Source organism: Rhizobium sophoriradicis (genome assembly GCF_003939025.1).
Classification (GTDB): Bacteria; Pseudomonadota; Alphaproteobacteria; order Rhizobiales; family Rhizobiaceae; genus Rhizobium; species Rhizobium sophoriradicis.
Map to the genome: position 1 here is coordinate 77,211 of NZ_RQIH01000009.1, position 22,840 is coordinate 100,050.

Here is a 22,840-nt window from a genome sequence, read left to right on the forward strand (position 1 = left end):
CGCCGATTGCCCGCTTGATAAACGCCGGCCCGCTCACAATCAATGCGTCACTTTTGCGGGACCGCTCGTCGGTCGCCCCAGTAGGGCTTGACAAGACGGGGGTCAGGCCTCCGCCGTCGCATCCGCGGTGCCCGCCAGCGGATCGTCCTCGAAGGGATCGGCGGCGCGTTTCGGCTTGACCAGCGGTTCGGGGCGAACCGGGTGGGAAAACAGCATGTCGCGCCCGGCTTGCAGCCCCTCCGAAACCTGCAGGGCGAGCCGCGCCTCGTCGCGTTTGCGGATATCCTCGCCGATCTCATAGGCGTCGACCTCGGGAACGCCGAGCGCTTCCAGCGTCCGCCGTCCGAAGAGCAGGCCGGATTCCAGCGTTTCGCGCAGCTCGTAATCGACGCCCTTGTTGCGCAGTTCGATCGAATGGATGCGGTCGTAGGAACGCACATAGAGCCTGGTGTGCGGATAATCCGCCTGCACCAGCTCAACCACCTTGTCGGTGACCTCCTTCTTCTGCGTGCAGACGAGCACGATCTTTGCCCGGTCGATGCCGGCGGAGCGCAGCACGTCCTTGCGGGTGCCGTCGCCGAAATAGATGCGGAAGCCGAAGGAGGAGGCCTGGCGGATGCGGTCCGCCGAAAACTCGATGACGGTGACGCTGCGTCCGCCGGCAAGCAGGATCTGCGCGGCGATCTGGCCGAAACGCGAGAAGCCGACCATCAGCACGTCGGCGCCGGCGCCCTCGAAATCCTCGTCCAGCTCCTCATGTTCGTCGCCGTTGAGCAGCCGTTTCGAAAGTGCGGCCCCGATCGGCGTCAGCGCCATGGAGAGCGTGACGATCGCCACCAGCAGTGATGCCGTGCTCGTCGACATCAGCCCGGCCGCACCCGCCGTTGTGAACAGCACGAAGCCGAATTCGCCGCCCTGCGGCAGCAGGAAGGCAATGCGGATTGCGTCATCGTGCGGCGAGCCGGAGATACGGCAGAGCCCATAGATGGTGGTCGCCTTGACGGCCATGACGATCGGCACGGCGACGATGACGAAGAGCGCGTTGTCGAAGAGAACGTCGAGCTCCAGCGACAGGCCGACGGCGATGAAGAAGATGGCGAGCAGTACGCCGCGGAACGGCTCGATATCGGCCTCCAGCTCGTGCCGGTAGGAGGATTCGGCCAGCATCACCCCGGAGAGAAAGGCGCCCATCGCCATCGATAGTCCGGCAAGCTGCATCAGGCTCGCCGATCCCATGACGACGAAGAGGGCGGCGGCGATCATCGCCTCGCGGGCGCCGGTGCGGGCGATGACCTGGAAGAGCGGCGTCAGCAGGTAGCGTCCGGCAACCACCATTGCCGCCACGGCGCCGACGGCGACGGCAAAATCGGTGAGCGGCGCATTGCTGCCCTTGCCGCCGCCGTCGAGCACGGAGATCAGCGCCAAGAGCGGCACGATCGCCAGGTCCTGGAATAAGAGCATCGAGAAGGAGCGCTGCCCGTATCTCGTATTGACGTCGCCATCGCCCTCGAGGATCTGCATGGCGAAGGCGGTCGAAGACAGCGCCAGGCCGAAGCCCGCGACGATGCTGCCGCGCCAGTCGAGAACGCCGGAGGCCCAGGCGAGCACGGTCAGCGCCAGCCCCGTCACCACCACCTGGCCCGTGCCGAGGCCGAAAATGTCGCGCCGCATCTGCCAGAGGCGGCTGGGCTTCAACTCCAGCCCGATAATGAACAGCAGGAAGACGACACCGAGCTCGGCGACGCCGAGGATCTGTTCGCCGTCGGTAATGCCGTGGAAAACAGGACCGATGACGACACCGGCGGCGAGATAGCCGAGGACGGTGCCTAGCCCGAGCTTCTTGAAGATCGGCGCGGCGACCACCGCGCCGCCGAGCAGCAGGATCGTTTCGGAAAAGAGGGCGTTGGGCGCTGACATGCTGACAATTCTTTCGGGTGGCGGGGGCACGCAGGCAGTCCCGATAAAGAATCGGCGGCGGCGGCCTTGATGCTTGGGAGAGTGCACAATAAATGGAAGCCGAAGGAAAGGCCAAATCATGTCCTCTGAAATCGATTCCTCGACACTTCTTTCCCGCGCAAGTCAATTGATCGATCTGGCAAGGAAGGCAGGGGCCGACGCCGCCGACGCCGTCGTCGTTCGCTCGCGTTCGCAATCGGTCAGCGTCCGTCTTGGCAAGGTCGAGGGAACGGAATCCTCCGAAAGCGACGATTTTTCGCTGCGGGTCTTCATCGGCAAGCGTGTCGCCAGCGTTTCGGCCAATCCCGGCTTCGATCTGCAGGCGCTTGCCGAACGTGCCGTCGCCATGGCCAAAGTCTCGCCGGAAGACCCCTTCGCCTGCCTCGCCGATGAGGCGAGCCTTGCGAAATCCTATCCCGACCTGCAATTGTTCGACGCCACCGAGGTCTCCTCCGAGATGCTGCGCGAGGCCGCTCTTGCCGCCGAGACGGCGGCCCTTGCGGTCAAGGGTGTGACCAATTCCTCCGGCGCCGGCGCATCCGGCGGCATGGGCGGCCTTGTTCTGGCCACCTCGCACGGTTTTGCGGGCAGCTACATGGGCTCCCGTTTCGGCCATTCCGTCAGCGTCATCGCTGGCGAAGGCACCGGCATGGAACGCGACTATGATTTCGACAGCCGCCTCTATTACGCCGAGCTCGACGATCCCGCCGAAATCGGCCGTCGTGCCGGCGAACGGGTGGTGAAGCGTATCAATCCGCGCCAGGTTCCGACCGGCAAGAACGTCACCGTCATCTTCGACCCGCGTGTCGCCCGCGGTTTCGTCGGCCATATTGCCGGCGCGATCAATGGCGCCGCCGTCGCCCGCAAGACCAGCTTCCTGCGCGACAGGATGGGTCAGCAGGTGCTGAAGTCGGGCTTGTCGATCACCGACGATCCGCTGATCGTGCGCGGCCCCGCCTCGCGGCCTTTCGACGGCGAGGGCGTGTCCGGCGAGCGGCTGGTGATGATCGAGGACGGGGTTCTGAAGCACTGGTTTCTTTCGACCTCGACAGGCCGCGAGCTCGGACTTCAGACCAACGGCCGCGGCGTGCGCGGCGGCACCGCCGTTTCGCCGTCCTCCACCAACCTTGCGCTGGAACCCGGCGACATCTCGCCGGAGGAACTGATCCGCAGCGTCGGCAACGGCTTTTACGTCACCGAACTGATCGGCCACGGCGTCAACATGCTCACCGGCGAATATAGCCGCGGCGCCACCGGCTTCTGGATCGAAAACGGCGAGCTCGCCTTCCCGGTATCGGAGGTGACGATCGCCTCGAACCTCAAGGACATGTTCATGCGCTTGACGCCGGCCAACGACATCGACCGCAAGTTCGGCGTCGCCGCGCCCACCTTCGCCATCGAAGGCATGACGCTCGCAGGTCAGTGAGAAACGAGCAGAAGGAAGTGATTGACGCGATGAGCGATAGCGAAGAGCTCCGCTGGCAGGGCGATCTCGCCCTGATCGCCGATGCTGCCAAGGAGGCCGGTGCGGTCGCCTTCGGTTTCTTCAACCAGTCTCCCGAGGTCTGGTGGAAGAACGATGACCGCTCTCCCGTCAGCGCCGCCGATTTCGCCGCCAACAAGACGCTGGAATCGATCCTGCGCAAGGCCCGGCCGGATTATGGCTGGCTGTCTGAGGAAACCGAGGACGATGCCGACCGCCTCGCCCGCGAGACGGTGTTCATCATCGATCCGATCGACGGCACACGCGCCTTCCTCGGCGGCCAGAAGGTCTGGTGCGTCAGCGTCGCGGTCGTCCATCGCGGCCGGCCGGTCGCCGGCGTGCTCTACGCCCCGGCGCTCGAAGAGCTTTATGAAGCCGTCGAGGGCGGTGTGGCGCTGAAGAACGGCGTGCCCTTCACCGTTTCGGCCGCCGGGCCGGAGGAGATGAGCCGGCTGGCGATCGGCGAAGATCTGTTGAAGACCTTTCCGCCGGCCTTCCGCGAGCGGGTCAGGCGCGAGAAATACATTCCCTCGCTTGCCTATCGCATTGCCATGGTGGCGGACGGACGGCTCGACGGCACGTTCGTCAAGGGCAATTCACACGATTGGGACCTTGCCGCCGCCGATCTGATCCTGGCCTGCGCCGGCGGCCGCCTCGTCGACCTCGACGGCGAACCGATCGTCTACAATCGCGCTGAAGTCACCCACAAGGTGCTGTGTGCGGCACCGGCGCCTCGCATCGATGAGTTCCTCGCGGCCTTTGCCGGGCGACGAGACAGTTGACGTTTCCGTCAAAATCCCGCAGATGGGGTGGCGGAGGAGAATAGGCAGAAAGAGAACAAGAATGACTGACTCCGGTGACAAGAAGCAGCTTTTGCATCTCGTTTTTGGCGGCGAACTGGAAAGCCTCGACGAGGTCCAGTTCCGTGATCTGAAGGATCTCGATATCGTCGGCATCTTTCCCGATTATGCCACGGCGCTGACGGCCTGGAAGGCGAAGGCGCAGCAGACGGTCGACAATGCGCATATGCGCTATTTCATCGTCCACATGCATCGTTTGCTCGATCCGCAGGAAAAGGCCGGAGGCCACTGACCTCGGCCGCCGATTCCGCGCCAAGTGCCGGCGGACCGCCATGGGTCCCGGGCTTGCAGCATCGGGCGCCGTCGATCCGGATCGTTTGACGCATTCTGAACAAATTGATCGGTCATTTCGGCCGCAACGATAATTGGGGAATGGGTTTGATGTCGATCGTCTTGGATCGGAGGCTGGCGCAATGAGCTCCCGGATGGCGCGGCTCGGTCTGAGCACATACCGTCTGGCGGGAACTGTGGCCTCTCCAGTCGTCGGTCTTTATCTCACCTACCGTACCGCCAAGGGCAAGGAAGACCGCGCGCGCCGCCTGGAGCGTTTCGGCTATCCGAGCGCCAACCGGCCGCAAGGGCCGCTCGTCTGGTTCCACGCCGCAAGTGTGGGCGAAACCAACGCCGTCATCCCGCTGATCCGCGAAATCCGCCGCCGCGACATCCACGTCATTCTGACGACCGGCACCATCACCTCCGCGAAACTTGCTGCCGAGCGCCTCGGCCATGAAGCGATCCATCAATATGTGCCGCTCGATCTGAAGCCATCGGTAAGCCGCTTCCTCGATTACTGGCAGCCGGATTGCGCCATCATCGCCGAATCCGAAATCTGGCCGGCAACGGTGCTTGAGCTTGGCCGCCGCCGCATCCCGCAGATCCTGGTCAACGCCCGCATGTCGGACCGCTCCTTTGCCCGCTGGCGCCGCCGCCCATCGATTGCCGAAGCCCTGTTCGAAAATCTCGCCCTCGTCATCGCCCAGTCGGATGTCGATGCCGAACGTTTCCGCGATCTCGGCGTCGTCCCGGTCATCACCTCGGGCAATCTGAAGGTCGATACCGACGCCCCACCCTATGACAGCGCTGTCCTTTCGCGCTACAAGAAGCAGATCGGCGATCGCAAGACCTGGGCGGCGATTTCGACCTTCGACGGCGAGGAGAATGCGGCCGGCATCGTCCATCGCGCCCTGAAGGAGCGCGACCGGCAGTTGACGATCATCGTGCCGCGCCATCCCGAGCGCAGCGACGAGATCGAGGCGGCTCTGGTCAAGCAGGGCCTCAAGGTCGCCCGCCGCACCCGCGACGACGTCCTGTCCGCCGATATCGATGTTTTCCTCGGCGACACGATCGGCGAAATGGGTCTCTATCTTCGTTTGACGGAGATTGCCTTCGTCGGCCGTTCGCTGTTTGCCGAAGGTGGCCAAAACCCCCTGGAGCCGGCCATGCTCGGTTGCGCCATCCTCTCCGGCGGCAATGTGCAGAATTTTCGCGAGGCCTATCAGAGACTTGCCCGCAGTGGCAGCGCCCGCATGGTGCGCGATACCGAAATGCTGGCCAAGGGCGTGCATTACCTTTTGATCAACGACGAAGCCCGCCGCTCGATGATCGAAGCCGGCATTGCCACCGTGCACGAGATGCGCGGCGCGCTGACGGCGACGGTGAAGGGGCTGGAACCCTATATCAATCCGCTGACGGTCAAGGCGCGCCTGTTGCCCAAAGCCGTCGCCCAGCTCTGAGGAGGCGCGATGTCGGGCCCGGCGCGTATTAAAGGCATCCTCTTCGACAAGGACGGCACGCTGCTCGATTATGACGAGAGCTGGTTGCCGGTCAATCGCGAGCTTGCCCGCATCGCCGCCGAGGGCGATCCGTTTCTCGCAGACCGGTTGCTCTTGGCCTGCGGCATGGATCCTCAGACCGGCCATATCGTCCCCGACAGCCTGCTCGCCGCCGGCAATACCCGTCAGATCGCCGAGGGGCTCGTCGCCGCCGGCTCGATGGTCGAAGTCGGCGAACTGACGGTCCGTCTCGACGATCTCTTTTCCGGCGCCGCCGAATTTTCAGTGCCGGTGACCGATCTTGCCGGCTTCTTCGCCAGACTGCACCAGCGCGGCTTCAAGCTCGGCGTCGCCTCCAGCGACAATGAACGCTCCATCCGCCAGACGGCCGAACGTTTCGGTTTTGCCCCTTATGTCGATTACATCGCCGGTTACGACAGCGGCTTCGGCGTGAAGCCGGAACCCGGCATGGTGCTCGGCTTCTGCGCCGCGACCGGTCTTTTGCCGGAAGAGGTCGCGATCGTCGGCGACAACAACCATGATCTGCACATGGGCCTGAATGCCGGCACGGGGCTCAGGATCGCGGTGCTGACCGGCACCGGCTCGCGCGATTCGCTTGCCGCCGCTGCCGATCATGTGCTCGACGACATCACCGCCATCGAGACATTGCTGCCGGACCTGCAGCCCGCCTAAACCGCATCGCGATCTTTGCAAGGACTTGCATTTTCACCGGTTTTGGCTTCTCAATCCGGCCGGTCGAAAAGCAAGGGGCCGGTTCTGAGACCGGGCAGGGGAGCGGGACGGCAAGATGATATCCGAAGCGCCGCCGTTCTGGTGGAGGAAAGCCGATTGGCGGGCCTGGATGCTGGCGCCGCTTTCCTTTATCTACGGCCGTGTCGCCGGCCACCGAATGGCCCATGCGCGCCGCGCCTCCGTTTCCGTTCCCGTTATCTGCGTCGGCAATTTCACCGTCGGCGGCGCCGGCAAGACGCCGACGGCGCTGACGATCGCCCGCGCCGCCAAGGCGAAGGGGCTGAAACCCGGCTTCCTCAGCCGAGGTTACGGCGGCTCGCTCGACGTGACGACGGTGGTCGATCCCCATCATCACCGGGCCGTCGCCGTCGGCGACGAGCCGCTGCTGCTTGCCCAGGAGGCGCTGACGGTGATTTCCCGCCGCCGTGTCGACGGCGCGAGACGTCTGGTAGCGGAAGGCGCCGACCTCATCATCATGGATGACGGGTTCCAGAGCGCCCGGCTGGCGATCGATTATGCTCTGCTCGTCATCGACGCGACGCGCGGCCTCGGCAACGGCCATATCGTGCCGGCCGGCCCGGTGCGCGCGCCGATCGGCCAGCAACTGCGGTCGGCGACGGCTCTGCTGAAGGTCGGCGGCGGCCATGCGGCCGACAGGATCGTTCGCATGGCGGCTCGCGCGGCAAAGCCCTATTTTACCGCATCGCTCAAGGTGCGCGGCGACGATAGGCTCGCCGGCATCAGGGTGCTGGCATTCGCCGGCATCGCCGATCCCGCCAAATTCTTCCGCACGGTCGAATCGCGCGGCGCTGAAATCGCCGTCGCCAAGACCTTCGGCGACCACGAGCACCTGACCGAGGACGAGATCGGCGATATCCTGACTACCGCCGAGCACCAGGATCTTCTGATCGTCACCACCTCGAAGGATTTCGTCCGCCTCTCCGGCCACCACGGCAAGGCGGAAGAGCTGGCGCAAAAGTGCCGGGTGATCGAGGTCGACATGATCTTCGATGATCATCTCGCTCCAAGCCTCATCATCGACCGGGCGATCGTCGCCTGCCGCGAACGCCGCCTGCGGGAGATGAAGGCCGCAAACGCGTAAAGCGCGTCGCGTCAAATATGATTCATGCGACGCGCTTAAGCCCTTTATTTTGATGCATGTCGTTATCCCGGAACCGCTGCACACTTCCGGGCGACATGCATTAAACCGGGATTGGGCGGATAGCGGCCTGTCCGTCCCCTGCGTGCGGAAGCGGCAGGCCGCCGTCGAAGGGCGCTAGTTCAGCGGCAAAAACAGTTCCGCGACCGCCTCATGCTCCGCCACTTCAGGGAAGAAGCGCAGCCGCTGGCAATAGATCGGAAAGTCGCGCGCTTCTTCGCCGCTGGCCGGCAGCCATTCGCGATAGAGGTAGAGCGCGGCGGGTTCCAGATTGTCGGTGTTGCCGACGACGCGCAGCACCGCGCATCGTCCCCCGGGAATCTCGCCGGCTTTGATCTCACCGCTGTCCGCCTCGATTGGTTTGTCGATCCCGACACAAAGGTCCACGCTATAGTCGGCGGGCGACGCGGGACGCCGCTCGGAGTGCCAGATATTGAAGGTCGGATTTGTCTTGGGGTGCAGACCTGCCCCCTGGCGCCAGGCGATGAAGCGCTGGATGGTGGCGCCGAGCGTTGCGGGATCGCCCCGATGCTCCATGATCGCCACCGGCGTGGGAGGCACATCGCGAATCGTCACGTCGTCAATGGTAAAAGTCTTCTGCATGAGCTTGCTCCTGGCGTTGTCGAGAGGCCCAAAGGCCACAAGCCACGGCTCCCAGTCGGGAGACTTCCGGAAAGACGAAGGCGATTGCCCGAACCGTTGCCGAAAAGCGCGGGCAAAGGCATCAGGACCGTCGTAACCGGCTTCCATCGCTATATCGGTGACGCTTTGGGCATCCCTGTAGGCTAGCTGGTATGAAGCGCGCTTCATCCTGGCGAGCTGGATATAGCGATGCACGGATAGACCGAAGGTCGCCGTGAACTGCCGATGGAAATGATATTTCGAGTAGGCTGCGACATTGCTCAGCGCATCGAGGTCCAGATCATCGTCCAGATGCCGGTCTATGTGATCCAGCACCCGCTGCATGCGGGCATGGTAGTTTTGAAGCGCCGCCTTCATCGTCCCGTCCTCCGTGGCGGCACCAGCTAAACGTTGGTGGACATGACGCGCTCGACCGATCTTGCGGTTTTGTCACGGGTCGCAGAACAGCCAAAGCCGTTTAGGGTCACTACAGGAGGAACGGCGAGAATTGCTCTAACGTCGCTGGTTCGGCAGCACGCCGGCGCGTTTGTCGGCTTCGATCGCCGAGATCACGTCGGAATAGGGCTCCTGGCGGGCGACGCTCCAATAGCGCAGCTCGTCGAGCGGAATATGTTTTCCCGTCATCGCGCAGACGACGTAGGAGCCGGGCGAGACAATCTGGAAATCGCCGTCGAGATAGCGGATCTTCGCCTCGCGGTTTCCGTGCCCTTCGAACAAATTCATGCGCTCCGTTCCCTGCAGTCTGTCATGTGTCTGCCATACTCCCGCGACGGCGGCTTTGCCAGCTTTTTTAGCTTCTGCCGAAAAGCCGCTCGATATCGCTGAGTTTCAATTCGATATAGGTCGGCCGACCGTGATTGCACTGGCCGGAACCGGGCGTCACTTCCATTTCTCTGAGCAGCGCGTTCATTTCCTCCGGCCGCAGGCGCCGTCCGGAGCGCACCGATCCATGGCAGGCCATGGTCGCCGCCACATATTCGAGCTTGGCCGATAGGCCCGACGCCGTGTCCCACTCGGCGATCTCGTCGGCAAGCTGGCGGACGAGGCCATGGGCGTCGACCTCGCCGAGCATCGCCGGCGTCTCGCGCACGGCAATCGCCCCGGGGCCGAAACGCTCGATCCCCAGGCCGAGTTCGGAAAGCTCGCCCGCATGCTGCATCAGCCGGTCGCAATCCTCCTCCGGAATGTCGATGATCTCAGGGATGAGCAGCACCTGCGAGGCCAGCCGCTTCGAATGCAGCGCCTTGCGCATCGCCTCGAAGACCAGCCGCTCATGCGCTGCATGCTGATCGACGATGACCAGCCCGTCCTCGGTCTGGGCGACGATATAGTTGGCGTGGATTTGCGCCCGTGCCGCGCCGAGCGGATAGCGCCCGGTTGTTTCGGGAGAGGCCGGTTCGGGTGCACCCGGCTGGGGCGAAGGCGGCGGCTCGGCTCGCGCTGTCGGCGCCGACAATCCGTCGAAAGAGGCCTGCGTCCGCTCGGCGAAACCGCCTGCCAGCTGGTAGGGCCGGAAGGGCGAGGTCTCGGCCGACCATGGCGCCTGCGGCCGCTGCGCATTGGGCTGGAAGCCGGGGCGAAAGGCCCGCAGCATGTCGCTCGCCCCTGTTGTCGCCGCCCGGCTGCCATCGCGCGCCAGGGCCTCGCGGATGGCGCCGACGATCAGGCCGCGCACCAGGCCCGGGTCGCGGAAGCGCACGTCGGATTTTGCCGGATGCACGTTGACGTCGACGAGAGCCGGATCGAGGGTGATCGACAGCACCGCCACCGGATAGCGTCCTGATGGAATCGTCTCGGCATAGGCGCCGCGGATCGCCGAGAGGATCAGCTTGTCCTGCACCGGCCGGCCGTTGACGAAGGCATATTGATGAGCGGAGTTGCCGCGGTTGAAGGTCGGCACGCCGGCAAAGCCGGTGAGCGCGATGTCCTCGCGCATGGCGTCGAGGGGAATGGCGTTGTCTCGGAAGTCCTTGCCGAGCACCTGCGCCATGCGCGCCAGATGGTCGTCGCCGGTCGCCGGAAATTCCAGCGTCGTGCGGTCCGAACCAGACAGGACGAAGCGCACGGCAGGAAAAGCAATCGCCATGCGCTTGACGATCTCGGTAATGGCGCCGGCCTCCGCCTTTTCGCTCTTAAGGAATTTGAGCCTGGCGGGCGTGGCGAAAAACAGGTCGCGCACTTCGACGATGGTGCCGGGATTGGCGGCGGCCGGCCTGATATGAACGATCTTGCCGCCGGCAACGGCGATCTCGTGGCCGCCGGCGCTGTCACGCCTGCGGCTGGCGATGCTGAGCCTGGCGACGGAACCGATCGACGGCAGCGCCTCGCCGCGGAAACCGAGCGTGCGGATATCCTCGAGCGTCTCGGAGATCTTCGAGGTGCAGTGGCGCCGGACCGCCAGCTCGAGATCGGCCGCCTCCATGCCGGAGCCGTTATCGCTGACCCGCAGCAGCGCCTTGCCGCCGCCTGCCGTGGCGATCTCGATGCGCGTCGCCCCGGCGTCGAGCGCATTTTCGATCAGTTCCTTGGCAGCACTCGCCGGCCGTTCGATGACCTCGCCTGCGGCGATCTGGTTGATGAGCGTTTCGGAAAGCTGTCTGATGGCCATGGGCTATTTTCGAGGATTCGTGGGCAGGAGGGAAGGGGATTCCATAGGCTTTACAGAAGCGTGATCTGCGGCTCCCCCATTTGGACGGCCGGCAGTGTTAAGCCGGTTTTAACAGAAAAATGGCATATTTATTCATATACCTCCAGAAGCTGCGAAAATCGATCAGATGTGGGACGCAACAGAATGAGTGCCGGCTTCGAAAAGGCGGACACGGCATCGGGAATCGACGGGACTCCCGCCGAGGCCGATCTGCAGACGGCGCTTTTCGATGTCGTGTGCGACAGCCTTTCGGCAGCGTTCATCATCTACGACAAGAACGATCATCTGATCTTCGCAAGCCGCCAGATCCTCGAATTCTTCCCGTTGCCGGCCGAGATGCTGAAGCCGGGCACGCGGCTGCGCGATTTCCTGGGTGCGGTCTACGATACCGGCGTTCGTCAGCAATATGACGTGAGGCAGGGCGGCTCCCTCAGCCGCGAGGACTGGCTGTCACAGAGGATCGCCTCGCATTGGCGCGAGCGCTTCGAATCCGTCGAGCGCCACGGCGCCGACAGCTGGGTCCGTTTCGTCAAGCGCAGGCTGCCGGGCGGCTACGGCGTTACCATCGTTTCCGACATCTCCGAGGACAAGAAGCGCGAGGAGCAGTGGCGCTCGGACCTGGAGCGGGTGCAGCTCACCGAAGACATTCTCGACAATCTGCCGTTTCCGCTGTTCGTCAAGGATCGCAACCTTACCTATGTCGCGGTGAACCTCGCCTTCTGCGAGAAATACCAGACCACCGCCGACGAGGTGCTCGGCCGCAAGAGCGGCGATCTCTTTTCGCCGGAGATCGCAAAACGCTTCGAAGAAAGCGACCGTCACGTGCTGGAGACCGGCGAAATGTCGATCTCCCGCCAGCGGCAGATCTCCCGCGACGGCATCGAGCGCGACATCGTCAGCCGCAAGCATCGTATCGGCAAGCCCGGCCGCTATTTCCTGGTGTCGACGACGCAGGACCTGCCGCGCGACGGCGCCGATCTCGAGGAGTTCGACCGGGCCTCGGCGATCACCACCTCCGCCAACCAGAGCTATCGCCGCGCCTACGTGCCGGTGCAGAGCGCGGTGGAGCGCCGCGAGCCGGCGGCGATGGAAGCGATCGTTCCGGAGAATTTCTCCGGCCGCAAGATCCTCGTCGTCACCGCCGACCTCGCCGCCGAGACCGCCGCGTTGCGCACGCTGTCGAAATACGGTTTCGAATCCTGCGCCGTGCGAGGCGAAGATGAAGAGGAGCGGTTCCTGGAAATTGCCACCTCTTCCGGCATCTCGCTCGACCTGCTGATCATCGACAACCAGATGGGTATGCGCTGCCTCGAGCTTGCCGAGCAATATGGTATTCCGTCGCTCGTCATGGACGGCTTCCAGATCGCCAACGAACTCACCTTCCAGATCGCCCGCCATTTCAACCGCAACAGCCGCAACAACGGCGCCGGCGCAGATGTGGACTGGGAAATCAGCATTTCCGACGATACGGTCGGCCTGCAGGTTCTCGTTGCCGAAGACAATGATATCAACCAGATCGTATTTTCGCAGATCCTTGAAGGCCTCGGCTATCGCCATATGATTGCTGCGACCGGCGACGAGGTCGTGCGCCTTTGGGCCGAACACAGGCCGCAGGTGGTGCTGATGGACATATCCCTGCCGGGCTTCAACGGCTTCGAGGCCGCGCGGCTCATCCGGCAGATGGAAGAAGCCGGCGCTGCCGCCCGCACCCCGATCATCGGCGTGCTCACCCAGGCCTTCGAACGCGATCGGGCCGAATGCGCTAAATCGGGCATGGATGACGTCATCATGAAACCGGTCAGTCCTGACATGCTTGAGACGATATTTCAGAAATACCTGGTGGAAGAGGGCGCGCGGATTCGAACGCGCGCCTGATGTTTTAAAGATTATGGCCACCGTTTCGCGGCGGGGTCCGCTTTCGCCGATACGCCAACCCATGAGAATCCGGGGCGGGTGGGCTGCGAAGGCGGCCGATTTACTAGCGAATTGTTAAGAAATGCCGGTCATTCTTTGCTCGGCGCGGAGGAAAGCTCGGGTTTGCATGATGAAATCGGCGGAAATGGCTTCCTTGACCGTAAGTCACGGTGAGCTCCAGGCGATGGCCTATACCGATCCGCTGACCGGGTTGGGGAACCGCAATCGCATGCGCGAGAAGGTTCTGCAGATTTCCGCCGAGCGCGCAAGCGATCCGGCGCCCTTCACGATCGGCATTGCCAATCTCGACAGCTTCAAACCGATCAACGATCTTTTCGGCTCCTCGGCCGGTGATGAAATCCTCTGCCAGGTCGCCCATCGCCTGAAGGCCTGCATTCCGGACGGCGCGCTGGTCACCCGTCACGACGGCGACGAGTTTGCCTTCGTGCTGCCGTTGATTTTCGAGCGGGCGAGTGCGGAGAAATTCGGCCAGATGATCCGAGAGGTGCTGTCGGCGCCCTATGATCTCGGCGACCGCAACGTCCGTCTCTCCGCCTCCTTCGGCTTTGCCATCTACCCCTTTGCCGGAGAGGACTGCGAGGAGTTGCTGAAGAGCGCCGAAACGGCTCTCTATCGGTCCAAGCGCCGCGGCCGCGGCCAGATCACCGTCTATTCGCGTGAGATCGCCCAGGAGATGAAGCGCGCCACACAGCTCGAGCAGGCGCTCAGAAACGCCATCATCTCCGATGCGATCGACGTGCATTTCCAGCCGATCGTTTCGCTCGCCAACAATCAGGTGGTCGGCTTCGAGGCGCTTGCCCGCTGGAACGATCCCGATCTCGGCTTCGTTTCGCCCGGCGTCTTCGTGCCGCTCGCCGAAGAGCGCGGTTTCATTGACGCCCTGTCGGAAACGCTGCTGCGCAAGGCCGCGGAAGCAGCACTTTCCTGGCCGCGCGAACTCTTCCTGTCGTTCAATCTCTCTTCGGCGCAGCTGATGGATCCCGGCACGAGCGGCAGCATCCTGTCGATCCTCGGCCGCGTCGGCTTCGATCCGCATCGCCTGGAATTGGAAATCACCGAGACGGCGGTGATGGGTTCGGCCGATACCGCTCACCGCATCATCGCCGATCTGCGCGCAGCCGGCGTGCGCATCTCGCTCGACGATTTCGGCACCGGCCAGTCGAGCCTCGGGCGCCTGCGCGACTTCATCTTCGACAAGATCAAGATCGACCGGGCTTTCGTCTCACGCATCAATTCCGACCGCGCCTCCGAACACATCATCAAGGCGATCCTTGCCATGTGCGATGGCCTGGAACTGGAAGTCGTGGCCGAAGGAATCGAGGATTACGCCGAGGCGGTGAAACTGCGCACGCTCGGCTGCGGCATGGGCCAGGGCTATCATTTCGGCCGTCCGGCCGATGGCATCGCCACGCTGCGCTTCCTGCACGAGAACTACTATGACGCGGCGATCGCCGAGCGCGTCAGCGCATAAGCAATTCCAGCAAAAGTGCACTGCGGTTTTGCGTCCGGAATTGCGAGCAAACAATCAATTCCAGCAAAAGTGCGTCGCGGTTAAGGGAACTCAGATCAGCAGACAAAGCGATGGCGCCCCTAGGAGCGCCATCACCTACGCTATACTACCACGCGCGGTTTACTTAGGCGTGGTCGAGCCGGTTGCCGTCGTATCGGTACCGGGTGCGACCGGAGCCTTCTCTGCAGACTGCATTGCCAGCGTCTTGAACTCAGGCGCAGCCTTCAGCGATTCAGCGGTTTCGCTGGTCGTCAGCTTGACGCTGCCGTCCTGGGTGTTCTGAGCTATGGTGATCGTTTCTATCGGAACGGCGACATCCTTTTCGCCGATGCCGAGGAAGCCACCGACGCCGACGATTGCGGCGACAATGCCGCCGTCCTTTTTCATGATCAGGTCGTTGACGCTGCCGATGCTTTCATTGTTGGCATTATAGACCGACTGGCCGATATAGGTATTGGCGCTGATCTGGTCCGGAGCCTGCTCCGTCAGATAGGTGCCCTGAGCCATATCCGTGCTCGGGGTTGCGGTGGGAGCCTGTGCAGCATCGCCTGCGGGTTTGGTGACGTCAGGGGTTACCGGCTTGGGGGCAGCCGGATCAGCCGGCGCTGTCTGGGCCGGAGCGGCGGGATCCGCAGGCTGCGGCGCGGTCTGCGAGAATGCCGCCGGTGCGAAAGCCGTGGCAAACAGCGCGCCAGCGGCAACGGTCGTCAAAAGTTTGCGTGTCATTTCGAACCTACTTTCATTTCCCTAGAGTGATCGCTGACCCGGCAATGCATCATCCTTGCCGCGCCGGTTCGTAGGGAAAATGAGCGGTGCGCGGATTGGTTCCGGTTGAAAACACGGAAAATTTCACCATTCTCACGGAACTTTTATCGGCGGCTGGGGTCGAAACGAAAAGACGCCCCGCTGGGGGCGCCTCAGGATCGCGGCCGTCGAAAGCGGCTTCAGAGCACGTATAGCGGATCAAACACGCCCTTGACCGTGATGCCGAGTTCCAGCAGCGCGCCGGCGGAAGGCTGAGCCGAGCGGGCATCCTCGTCGAGCCCCTCCCAGGCGGTCGTCACCGCCAACCGGTTGGCATCGACGCCGATGAAGGCGGGGCAGGATGGCTGGACGGCGGGAACCTTGTAGCGCGAGATGCGCAGGCCGTCGGGATTGTAACGATCGACGACGCCGGCGCCCCAGCGGGCGTTCCAGATATAACCGTCGGCATCGACCACCGAGCCGTCGATGTCGCCGGGCTCGTTCATGCTGTCGACGAGCACGATCGGCTCGCCCGCCGGCAGGCCGGTGTGCGGATCGACCATGACGCGCATCAGCCGGTTGATGCGGGAGTCCGTATAATAGCCGATCGTGCCGTCGGGCGAGAAGCAGATCGAATTCGGAATGCTGATGCCGTTGAAGATCTTCGTCACCTTGCCGCTTGCGACGTGATAGATGGCGCCGGCCTGGTTTTCCGCCCGCTTGCTCATTGTGCCGATCCAGAGCGCGCCGGAGGGATGGGTGCGGCCGTCATTGGAGCGGTTTTCCGGCCGGTCATTTTCGAGCGCTGCGTAGAAGGTGAGGTTGCCGCTTGCCACATCGCGTACGAAAAGCCCTTCCTCCGTCGCGATCAACTGCCGTCCGGCATCGATGCGGGCCAGCACGCTTGCCATCGCAGGCAGCGGATGCACCTTTTTCTCCCCCGTCGCCAGTCTGAGTTCGTGCAGCTCCTTGCCGAGGATGTTGAACCACCAGACCGTATTGCTGTCCGGATCATAGGTCGGCCCTTCGCCGAGGACGGAATTGGTGTTGCAAAGGGTCTTGCCTTCGAACTCGTAAATGTCGGTCATCCGCTCACGCTCCCATGGCTGCATCATAGGCGTAAATGGTTGCTTTCGCACGCTCGGCAACCTCTGCCGCGCTCATTCCCGGCTTGTAGAGGCCGGTGCCGAGGCCGAAGGCGAAGATGCCGGCCTTGGTGTAATCGCCGAAATTCTTGTCCGATACGCCGCCGACGGCGGCAATCGTCAGTTCCGGCGGCAGGATCGCCCGGATCGCCGTGATTCCGGATGGACCGAGCACGCTCGCCGGAAAGAATTTGAGCCCGGTGGCGCCGGCCCGCGCCGCAGCCAGCGCCTCGGTCGGCGTGAACACGCCCGGCATCGTCACCATGCCATGGTCGCGCGCCCGGCTGATGACCTCGGGTTCGACATTCGGCGTCACCAGCAGCTTGCCGCCGGCCGCGTTCAAGCTGTCGACCGCCTCGATCGTCAGCACCGTGCCGGCGCCGATCAGCACCTCCGCCGGCGCCATCTTGGCGGCGATCTCGATCGATTTGAACGGCTCCGGCGAATTGAGCGGGATTTCGATCGCCGTCAGGCCGTTGTCGATCAAGGCGCCGATGACGCTTTCGGTCTCGTCGGGCCGGATGCCGCGCAGGATGGCGATCAGCGGGCGCTTCATGTCGGGGAAGGGGATACGGTTCATCGTGTCAGCTTTCTCAATTCGGCCAGATGGCTTCGGCGGCGGCCGATAGCCCGCGGCGCACAGCCTCGTCCGCATCGATAGCGGTGAAGGCAAGGGAGAGGGTTTTGAAGGCCTGTTCGTAAAGCGCCTGCAGGCGTCCGGAGGCGACGAGGGTGATGCCTGAGTTGGCGGCATCCTGCAGCGCGCCGGCGATTTCGAGGCCGATCAGCGTGCCGGAGAGCCGGGCTTGCGCGGCAGCAGCGGAGATCCCGTGCAGGAGCTGGCCGGAGCGCGCGGTAAAGAGCAGGTTGGAGGCAAGGGCCGGCCGGGCGAAAGCGGCCGAGACCGCCGCATCGAAGGCCGCCGCATCGGCCGGCTGCTCCTGCGCCCCCGCAACGGCATGCGACAGGATCGTGTGTTTGCTGATCGCGTCGAAGAGTTCGCCGGTCATGAAGGTGGAAAAGCCGGTGACGGTGGCATCCGTCACATGCACCCACTTCGAATGCGTGCCGGGCATGCAGACCGCCTGGGCGCCGACGCTCGTGCCGCCGAGCGCGCCGAGAAGCTGGGTTTCTTCGCCGCGCATGACATCCGGCGTCGCCGCCTGCCGCTGGGCGAGGCCCGGCAGGATACGGATGTCGCGGCTTTCGCCGGCCACGCGGACGGCGGCAGTCAGGATCGAGGCGAGCGGCGCGGGCACGTCGATATAGCCGGCCTCGACCCAGCCCTGCCTTGCGCCGGCCATGCCGCAGACGACCACCGGCAGGTTTTCCGGCGCTTCGATGACGGCAAGATGGCTTGATAGCACGGTGGAAAAGCCGGTCTTTGCCGCGCTGGTCATGCCTTCGCCGCTGCGGCGCTCGGCAAGCACGCTGCCGTCCCGGGCCATCAGCCACAGCCGGAAGCTGCTGGTGCCCCAGTCCACCGCGACATAAGCGGGATTAGCCATTACAAAACGCCTCCATCGACAATCAGGGACTGGGCGGTCATTCCGGCCGCGCAGTCGGATGCAAGAAACAGGCAGGGACCGACGATCGCATCGGCTTTGAGCGCGACTTTCAGGCATTGCTGCTCAACCGAGCGGGCGATGCTCTCTTCGGTCAGCCACAAATGCATCTGCCGTTCGGTGACGACCATGCCCGGCAGGATGCAGTTGACCCGGATATTCTCGGGGCCGAGCCGGCCTGCCATGCTCTTCGTCAGGCCTACGACCGCAGCCTTCGCCGCCGCATAGGCGGGAAACCCGCCCATGTTGAGCTTGAAGGCGATCGACGACATATTGACGATCGCCCCGCCGCCGGCCGCCCGCATCGATGGCGCCGCCGCCTGCGAGGTAAAGAACACATGCCGCAGATTGACCGCCTGGTTGTTGTCCCAATAGGCCTCGGTGACCGCATCGAATTCATGGCGATCGTCCCAGGCGGCATTGTTGACGAGCACGCGGATCGGCCCGGACGCGGCAACGACGCTGTCGACCGTGCGCCGGATCGCGTCGATGTCGCGCAGATCGGCATGGTAGAAGGTGACAGGATGCGCGGTGTGGCCCGACAGCTGCTCGGCAAGCGCGTGGCCGGCGGCCTCGGCGATGTCGATGAAGGAAACCTTGGCGCCCTGGCGCGCGAAACCCTCGACGATTGCAGCGCCGATGCCCGATCCGCCGCCGGTCACGAGCACGGTTCGGTCTCTGAACTCCGGAAACTCGGCTGATGTCGCGGCCATCGTCTTCTCCCGACGAAGTGAATTGTTCCATTATTTGGAACTGAATTTGACTATTTGGAATTATCGGATTATGCTGCCCTTCCTGTCAAGGGCGGATGAGACGATGAATGCAAACGGCCGCGGCATAGCGCAGGCACGCGAGACCGGCACACTCGGCAAGCTGATGGTGCTGCTCGATCTCGTCACCCATGCGGATGCGCCGTTGCGGTTCACCGACATCCTGTCGCTCGCCGGCCAGCCGCGCGGCACCCTGCATCGCCAGCTCACCCACCTGGTGGAGGAGGGGCTGCTCGAACTCGACGGTGACGGCCGCTATGCGCCGGGCCTGCGCCTGCTCGATTTCGCCGCCCGCAGCTGGGCGCGCAACGAATTCCGCCTGATTGCCGAACCGCACCTTGCCGATCTGCAGCAGGCGACCGGGGAGACCGTGCATCTCGGCGTTCTCAGAGGGCAGTCGATCATCTACCTCGACAAGGTCGAAGGCCGTCAGCCGGTGCGCATGTATTCGCAGATCGGCAATGCTTCGCCCTGTTACTGCACCGGCGTCGGCAAGGTGGCGCTATCGCTGCTTCCGGCCGAAAGCCTGGTCGATCTCCTTGCCGGCGTGAATTTCACCCGCTTTACCGCCGCCACCCATGCTTCGCCGGCAAGTCTGCTCGCCGAAATCCATGAGATCGCCGATCAGGGCTATGCTTTCGACCGTGAGGAGCATGAGGCCGGCATCCGTTGCGTCGCCGCACCCATCTGGTCGGAAGATCGGACCTTTCTCGGCGGCGTTTCGATCACCGGCCCGGCCTATCGCCTGTCGATGGAACTTCTCGCCCAATGGGCCGTTCCGGTTCGGCAGGCAGCCGGGAGGATCATGGAAGGCATGCGCATCCGCCTCGGCCCGCGTCGCTAGATGAAGCGATGATCAGCGGTCGGTGATTGCGGGTATAAGACAAAAGACTGAAACGGAAAAAATTGAGATTTGCCGGCGAATCACGACAACTGGAAATAGTCCGCGAAGTCGACAACAATTGTCGGCCGAACATTTAATGTCGCGGTCGACAGCACTTGATCCAGAAGCAATCGTCATTCCCTGATGCAAGTCAACCGGGCCGCGGCGCCGAAGATGAAGAAATGTGATGGAACCTTTGTCGCAAACATCCACCGAAGAAGAAGACGATTACATCAAGGAAATTGCCGGCCTGAAGACCCAGTTCGACATTTTCCGGTTTTTGAAACGCGTGACCGAAGCCTATCGCTGCCGCGCCTTCATGGTGCTCAATCTGCCACCGATCACCTCCCTCGATCTTCAGGGCAGCACCGTCCTCACCAGCTGGCCGGCCGAGCTTCTGGCGCTTTATGACCAGGAGGGCTTGATGGTGGACAGCCCGGTTCTGCGGCGGCTGAGAACATCGGCGCGGCCCTTCTTCTACGACATGTCGCGACAGAGCTGGCCACGCGACGACGGCAAGTCCGCTCTTGTCGTCGGGCTATTCGAACGTTTCAGGATGATGCGTTGCGCCTATTTCCCGACGCATGAGGCCTCCGGCCTGCGCGGAGCCGTCTCCTTTGCCGGCGATCGCGAACCCTTCAGCCCGGCCGAGATGCGCGAGCTTTGTTATATCGCCATCCATGTCTTCGACAGGCTTGCCGAGATTCGCAATCTCGATACCCGCGTGACCGATGCGCTGACCGAACGCGAGATCGATTGCCTGAACTGGACGGCGGCCGGCAAGACCAGCGCCGAGATCGCCGAAATCCTGTCGCTGTCCGAGCATACGGTCAATCATTACCTCAACCGCGCCACCAAGAAGCTCGACACCGTCAACCGCACCCAGGCCGTCGCCAAGGCGCTGCGGATCGGCCTGATCAAATAAGTTGCAAAGCTGGCGATCGGCTCCTGCCTGCCGCTTAGCGCGTAGGCAGATCGGAGCGCCGTTCCGCCGCTTTTCCTAGCTTTTCCATCTGGCACGCTTTCTGCATCTCTTCTGCTAGAGGTCCAGAGGGGACTTTGCTGACCAGCGCCAGGAAATGGCGCGGCCGACACACCACCGCCTGACGCCGATGCCGCTTCTCTCCCGGCCTTCGGCGTCGGCGGCGGTTGTTGCCTTTCGGCACCGCTTCTTGCGCAGCTGCTCACGATTTCGTCTTGCCGGTCACTTTTTTCTGGCCTTTTTTTCGGCTTGCGCTAGTTCGCCCCGCATTGCGCCGGTTCTCGGGGAGAGAGACCGTTGCGGCCATCAGGGCGAAAGCCCGGCGGACTTGATGGCCGCAACGGATTTCGAATCCCGGCCGGCGTTTTTCAAAGCCGGCAAATCGATTTTCCGCCCGATGATTTTGTTTGGCGAAGACGTGCGCCTCCACTATCTCTACCGCATGATTTAGCCTTGGCCGGAATCGACCAAGGCTAAATCATGCGGCAAGGTGCCATGGCGTCCTTTCTCGTCCTGAAAGACACGCCGTGGTCTGCAAGAAGAAGCAGTGAGGGTGGAATGACCGACGTCACCAAGGAACAGGTTCTCGAAACGCTGAAGACCGTGCGCGGACCGGATCTCGAGCACGATATCGTTGCGCTCGGCATGGTCTCCGATGTGTTCATTTCCGACGGCAAGGTCTATTTCTCCATCACCGTCCCGGCCGAGCGCGCCAAGGAGCTGGAGCCGATGCGGCTCGCCGCCGAGCGCGTCATCAAGGAAATGCCCGGCGTCAAGGGTGCGCTCGTCACGCTGACGGCGGACAGGAAGGCGGCGGCCGCAGCACCTGCTGCCCGCCCGGCGCCGAACCCGCCGCACGGCCATGTCGGTCATGATCATGGGACCCACGATCATCAGCATCAAGCCCATGCGCCCCAGCAACAGCCGCCGCGGGCCGGCAAGATCGGCGTGCCCGGCATCGGCGCCATCATCGCCGTCGCCTCCGGCAAGGGCGGGGTCGGCAAATCAACCACCGCCGTCAACCTGGCGCTCGGCCTGCTCGCCAACGGCCTTCGCGTCGGCATTCTCGATGCCGATATCTACGGCCCTTCGATGCCGCGGCTCCTGAAGATATCCGGCCGCCCGACGCAGATCGACGGCCGCATCATCAATCCGATGGAGAATTACGGCCTCAAGGTCATGTCGATGGGCTTCCTCGTCGACGAGGAGACGGCGATGATCTGGCGCGGGCCGATGGTTCAGTCGGCGCTGTTGCAGATGCTGCGCGAAGTCGCCTGGGGCGAGCTCGACGTCCTCGTCGTCGACATGCCGCCCGGCACCGGCGATGCGCAGTTGACCATGGCCCAGCAGGTGCCGCTTGCCGGCGCCGTCATCGTTTCCACGCCGCAGGATCTCGCTTTGATCGATGCTCGCAAGGGCCTCAACATGTTCCGCAAGGTCGAGGTGCCGGTGCTGGGCATCGTCGAGAACATGAGCTATTTCATCGCGCCCGATACCGGCACCCGTTACGACATCTTCGGTCACGGCGGCGCCCGCAAGGAGGCCGAGCGCATCGGCGTGCCCTTCCTCGGCGAAGTGCCTCTGACGATGAATATCCGTGAAACCTCCGACGCCGGCACCCCGCTCGTCGCCTCCGACCCGAACGGCGTCGTCGCCGGCATCTATCGCGGCATCGCCGCCAAGGTCTGGGAGCAGCTCGCCGGCCAGTCCCGGCGACCGGCTCCGGCGATCGTCTTCGAATAGCGCTGGCCTGCCGGAACCGCACGGCGGCACCGGCGTAAGGACATACCGGAAGGCCAAGCGCCGAGCACCGATCGATCACCCCGATTGTGGGGGAAACGTGGTGAAAAGCCGCGCTTCACGGAAGATGTCTTGATTATTTCACGGCTTTGCTGCATATGCCGCGGCGCCATGATGGCGTTGCTGCAGATGCTCAATGTCGGCCGCCCTTCGTTTCGAAGGTTCTGGCCCGCCTGCAAGATCGAAGGATTGGTAACTGCGATGCGGTGGAGCACAATGCGCATGGTGGCCTTG

General features: G+C 63.5%; 21 protein-coding genes. 11 read left to right on the forward strand and 10 right to left on the reverse strand.

Features of this window, described 5'->3' with window-relative positions:
- Nucleotides 1-102: 102 nt before the first annotated feature.
- Nucleotides 103-1,917 (reverse strand): monovalent cation:proton antiporter-2 (CPA2) family protein, encoded by a 1,815-nt coding sequence (locus tag EFR00_RS16500; protein ID WP_077991082.1) that lies wholly within the window; start codon nt 1,915-1,917, stop codon nt 103-105.
- 118 nt (nt 1,918-2,035) lie between these two features.
- Between EFR00_RS16500 and EFR00_RS16505 the strand changes: the two genes are divergently transcribed.
- From EFR00_RS16505 to lpxK, 6 genes are all read left to right on the forward strand, one after another.
- Nucleotides 2,036-3,382 carry a TldD/PmbA family protein gene (locus EFR00_RS16505; RefSeq protein ID WP_077991081.1) on the forward strand — a complete coding sequence of 449 codons (1,347 nt, stop codon included), beginning with the start codon at nt 2,036-2,038 and terminating at the stop codon, nt 3,380-3,382.
- A 29-nt stretch (nt 3,383-3,411) separates the two neighbouring features.
- Nucleotides 3,412-4,221, forward strand: coding sequence for a 3'(2'),5'-bisphosphate nucleotidase CysQ (locus tag EFR00_RS16510; protein WP_038687127.1), 810 nt, complete (start codon nt 3,412-3,414; stop codon nt 4,219-4,221).
- A gap of 61 nt (nt 4,222-4,282) precedes the next feature.
- Nucleotides 4,283-4,531, forward strand: coding sequence for a DUF4170 domain-containing protein (locus EFR00_RS16515; RefSeq protein ID WP_038687129.1), 249 nt, complete (start codon nt 4,283-4,285; stop codon nt 4,529-4,531).
- Between the two features lie 181 nt (nt 4,532-4,712).
- Nucleotides 4,713-6,032 (forward strand): lipid IV(A) 3-deoxy-D-manno-octulosonic acid transferase, encoded by a 1,320-nt coding sequence (waaA, locus tag EFR00_RS16520; RefSeq protein ID WP_039618116.1) that lies wholly within the window; start codon nt 4,713-4,715, stop codon nt 6,030-6,032.
- Between the two features lie 9 nt (nt 6,033-6,041).
- Nucleotides 6,042-6,764, forward strand: a complete 723-nt coding sequence (locus EFR00_RS16525; protein ID WP_077991080.1) for an HAD family hydrolase — start codon at nt 6,042-6,044, stop codon at nt 6,762-6,764.
- A 115-nt stretch (nt 6,765-6,879) separates the two neighbouring features.
- A complete protein-coding gene (gene lpxK / locus EFR00_RS16530) occupies nt 6,880-7,926 on the forward strand; it encodes a tetraacyldisaccharide 4'-kinase (RefSeq protein WP_077991078.1) in 1,047 nt (348 codons plus the stop codon).
- A gap of 174 nt (nt 7,927-8,100) precedes the next feature.
- Here the strand turns inward: lpxK and EFR00_RS16535 are convergent, their stop codons facing one another.
- From EFR00_RS16535 to mutL, 3 genes are all read right to left on the reverse strand, one after another.
- On the reverse strand, nt 8,101-8,982 hold the full coding sequence (locus tag EFR00_RS16535) for an AraC family transcriptional regulator (protein WP_077991075.1): 882 nt from the start codon (nt 8,980-8,982) through the stop codon (nt 8,101-8,103).
- Nucleotides 8,983-9,117: 135 nt separating this feature from the next.
- Nucleotides 9,118-9,348 (reverse strand): DUF2093 domain-containing protein, encoded by a 231-nt coding sequence (locus EFR00_RS16540; RefSeq protein WP_010059623.1) that lies wholly within the window; start codon nt 9,346-9,348, stop codon nt 9,118-9,120.
- 67 nt (nt 9,349-9,415) lie between these two features.
- The gene (mutL, locus tag EFR00_RS16545; RefSeq protein ID WP_077991073.1) at nt 9,416-11,233 is read right to left on the reverse strand and encodes a DNA mismatch repair endonuclease MutL; all 1,818 of its coding nucleotides are present in this window, start codon (nt 11,231-11,233) and stop codon (nt 9,416-9,418) included.
- 183 nt (nt 11,234-11,416) lie between these two features.
- Between mutL and EFR00_RS16550 the strand changes: the two genes are divergently transcribed.
- On the forward strand, nt 11,417-13,147 hold the full coding sequence (locus tag EFR00_RS16550) for a response regulator (RefSeq protein WP_077991071.1): 1,731 nt from the start codon (nt 11,417-11,419) through the stop codon (nt 13,145-13,147).
- A 166-nt stretch (nt 13,148-13,313) separates the two neighbouring features.
- Nucleotides 13,314-14,678 carry a putative bifunctional diguanylate cyclase/phosphodiesterase gene (locus EFR00_RS16555; protein ID WP_077991069.1) on the forward strand — a complete coding sequence of 455 codons (1,365 nt, stop codon included), beginning with the start codon at nt 13,314-13,316 and terminating at the stop codon, nt 14,676-14,678.
- A gap of 159 nt (nt 14,679-14,837) precedes the next feature.
- Here EFR00_RS16555 and EFR00_RS16560 read toward each other — a convergent pair whose 3' ends face one another.
- The 5 genes from EFR00_RS16560 to EFR00_RS16580 form a co-directional block, all read right to left on the reverse strand.
- On the reverse strand, nt 14,838-15,443 hold the full coding sequence (locus EFR00_RS16560) for a PRC-barrel domain-containing protein (protein WP_077991067.1): 606 nt from the start codon (nt 15,441-15,443) through the stop codon (nt 14,838-14,840).
- Nucleotides 15,444-15,661: 218 nt separating this feature from the next.
- Nucleotides 15,662-16,549, reverse strand: coding sequence for an SMP-30/gluconolactonase/LRE family protein (locus EFR00_RS16565; protein WP_010055465.1), 888 nt, complete (start codon nt 16,547-16,549; stop codon nt 15,662-15,664).
- 4 nt (nt 16,550-16,553) lie between these two features.
- Nucleotides 16,554-17,186, reverse strand: a complete 633-nt coding sequence (locus EFR00_RS16570; protein ID WP_009993173.1) for a 2-dehydro-3-deoxy-6-phosphogalactonate aldolase — start codon at nt 17,184-17,186, stop codon at nt 16,554-16,556.
- A gap of 13 nt (nt 17,187-17,199) precedes the next feature.
- Complete coding sequence (locus tag EFR00_RS16575) at nt 17,200-18,114, reverse strand: 2-dehydro-3-deoxygalactonokinase (RefSeq protein WP_077991066.1); 915 nt, start codon at nt 18,112-18,114, stop codon at nt 17,200-17,202.
- On the reverse strand, nt 18,114-18,884 hold the full coding sequence (locus tag EFR00_RS16580; RefSeq protein ID WP_077991063.1) for an SDR family NAD(P)-dependent oxidoreductase: 771 nt from the start codon (nt 18,882-18,884) through the stop codon (nt 18,114-18,116). The genes EFR00_RS16575 and EFR00_RS16580 overlap by 1 nt, the downstream gene beginning before the upstream one ends.
- Nucleotides 18,885-18,987: 103 nt before the next feature.
- Between EFR00_RS16580 and EFR00_RS16585 the strand changes: the two genes are divergently transcribed.
- Both EFR00_RS16585 and EFR00_RS16590 read left to right on the forward strand, forming a co-directional pair.
- On the forward strand, nt 18,988-19,785 hold the full coding sequence (locus tag EFR00_RS16585) for an IclR family transcriptional regulator (protein ID WP_077991130.1): 798 nt from the start codon (nt 18,988-18,990) through the stop codon (nt 19,783-19,785).
- A 226-nt stretch (nt 19,786-20,011) separates the two neighbouring features.
- Nucleotides 20,012-20,749: a LuxR family transcriptional regulator gene (locus EFR00_RS16590; protein ID WP_009996428.1), complete on the forward strand. Its 738-nt coding sequence runs from the start codon at nt 20,012-20,014 to the stop codon at nt 20,747-20,749.
- A 259-nt stretch (nt 20,750-21,008) separates the two neighbouring features.
- On the opposite strand, the gene EFR00_RS16595 is transcribed toward EFR00_RS16590, so the two are convergent.
- Nucleotides 21,009-21,236 (reverse strand): hypothetical protein, encoded by a 228-nt coding sequence (locus tag EFR00_RS16595; RefSeq protein WP_125461961.1) that lies wholly within the window; start codon nt 21,234-21,236, stop codon nt 21,009-21,011.
- Between the two features lie 128 nt (nt 21,237-21,364).
- On the opposite strand from EFR00_RS16595, the gene EFR00_RS16600 reads away from it, so the two are divergent.
- Nucleotides 21,365-22,549, forward strand: a complete 1,185-nt coding sequence (locus EFR00_RS16600; protein WP_009996426.1) for an Mrp/NBP35 family ATP-binding protein — start codon at nt 21,365-21,367, stop codon at nt 22,547-22,549.
- Nucleotides 22,550-22,840 lie beyond the last annotated feature (291 nt).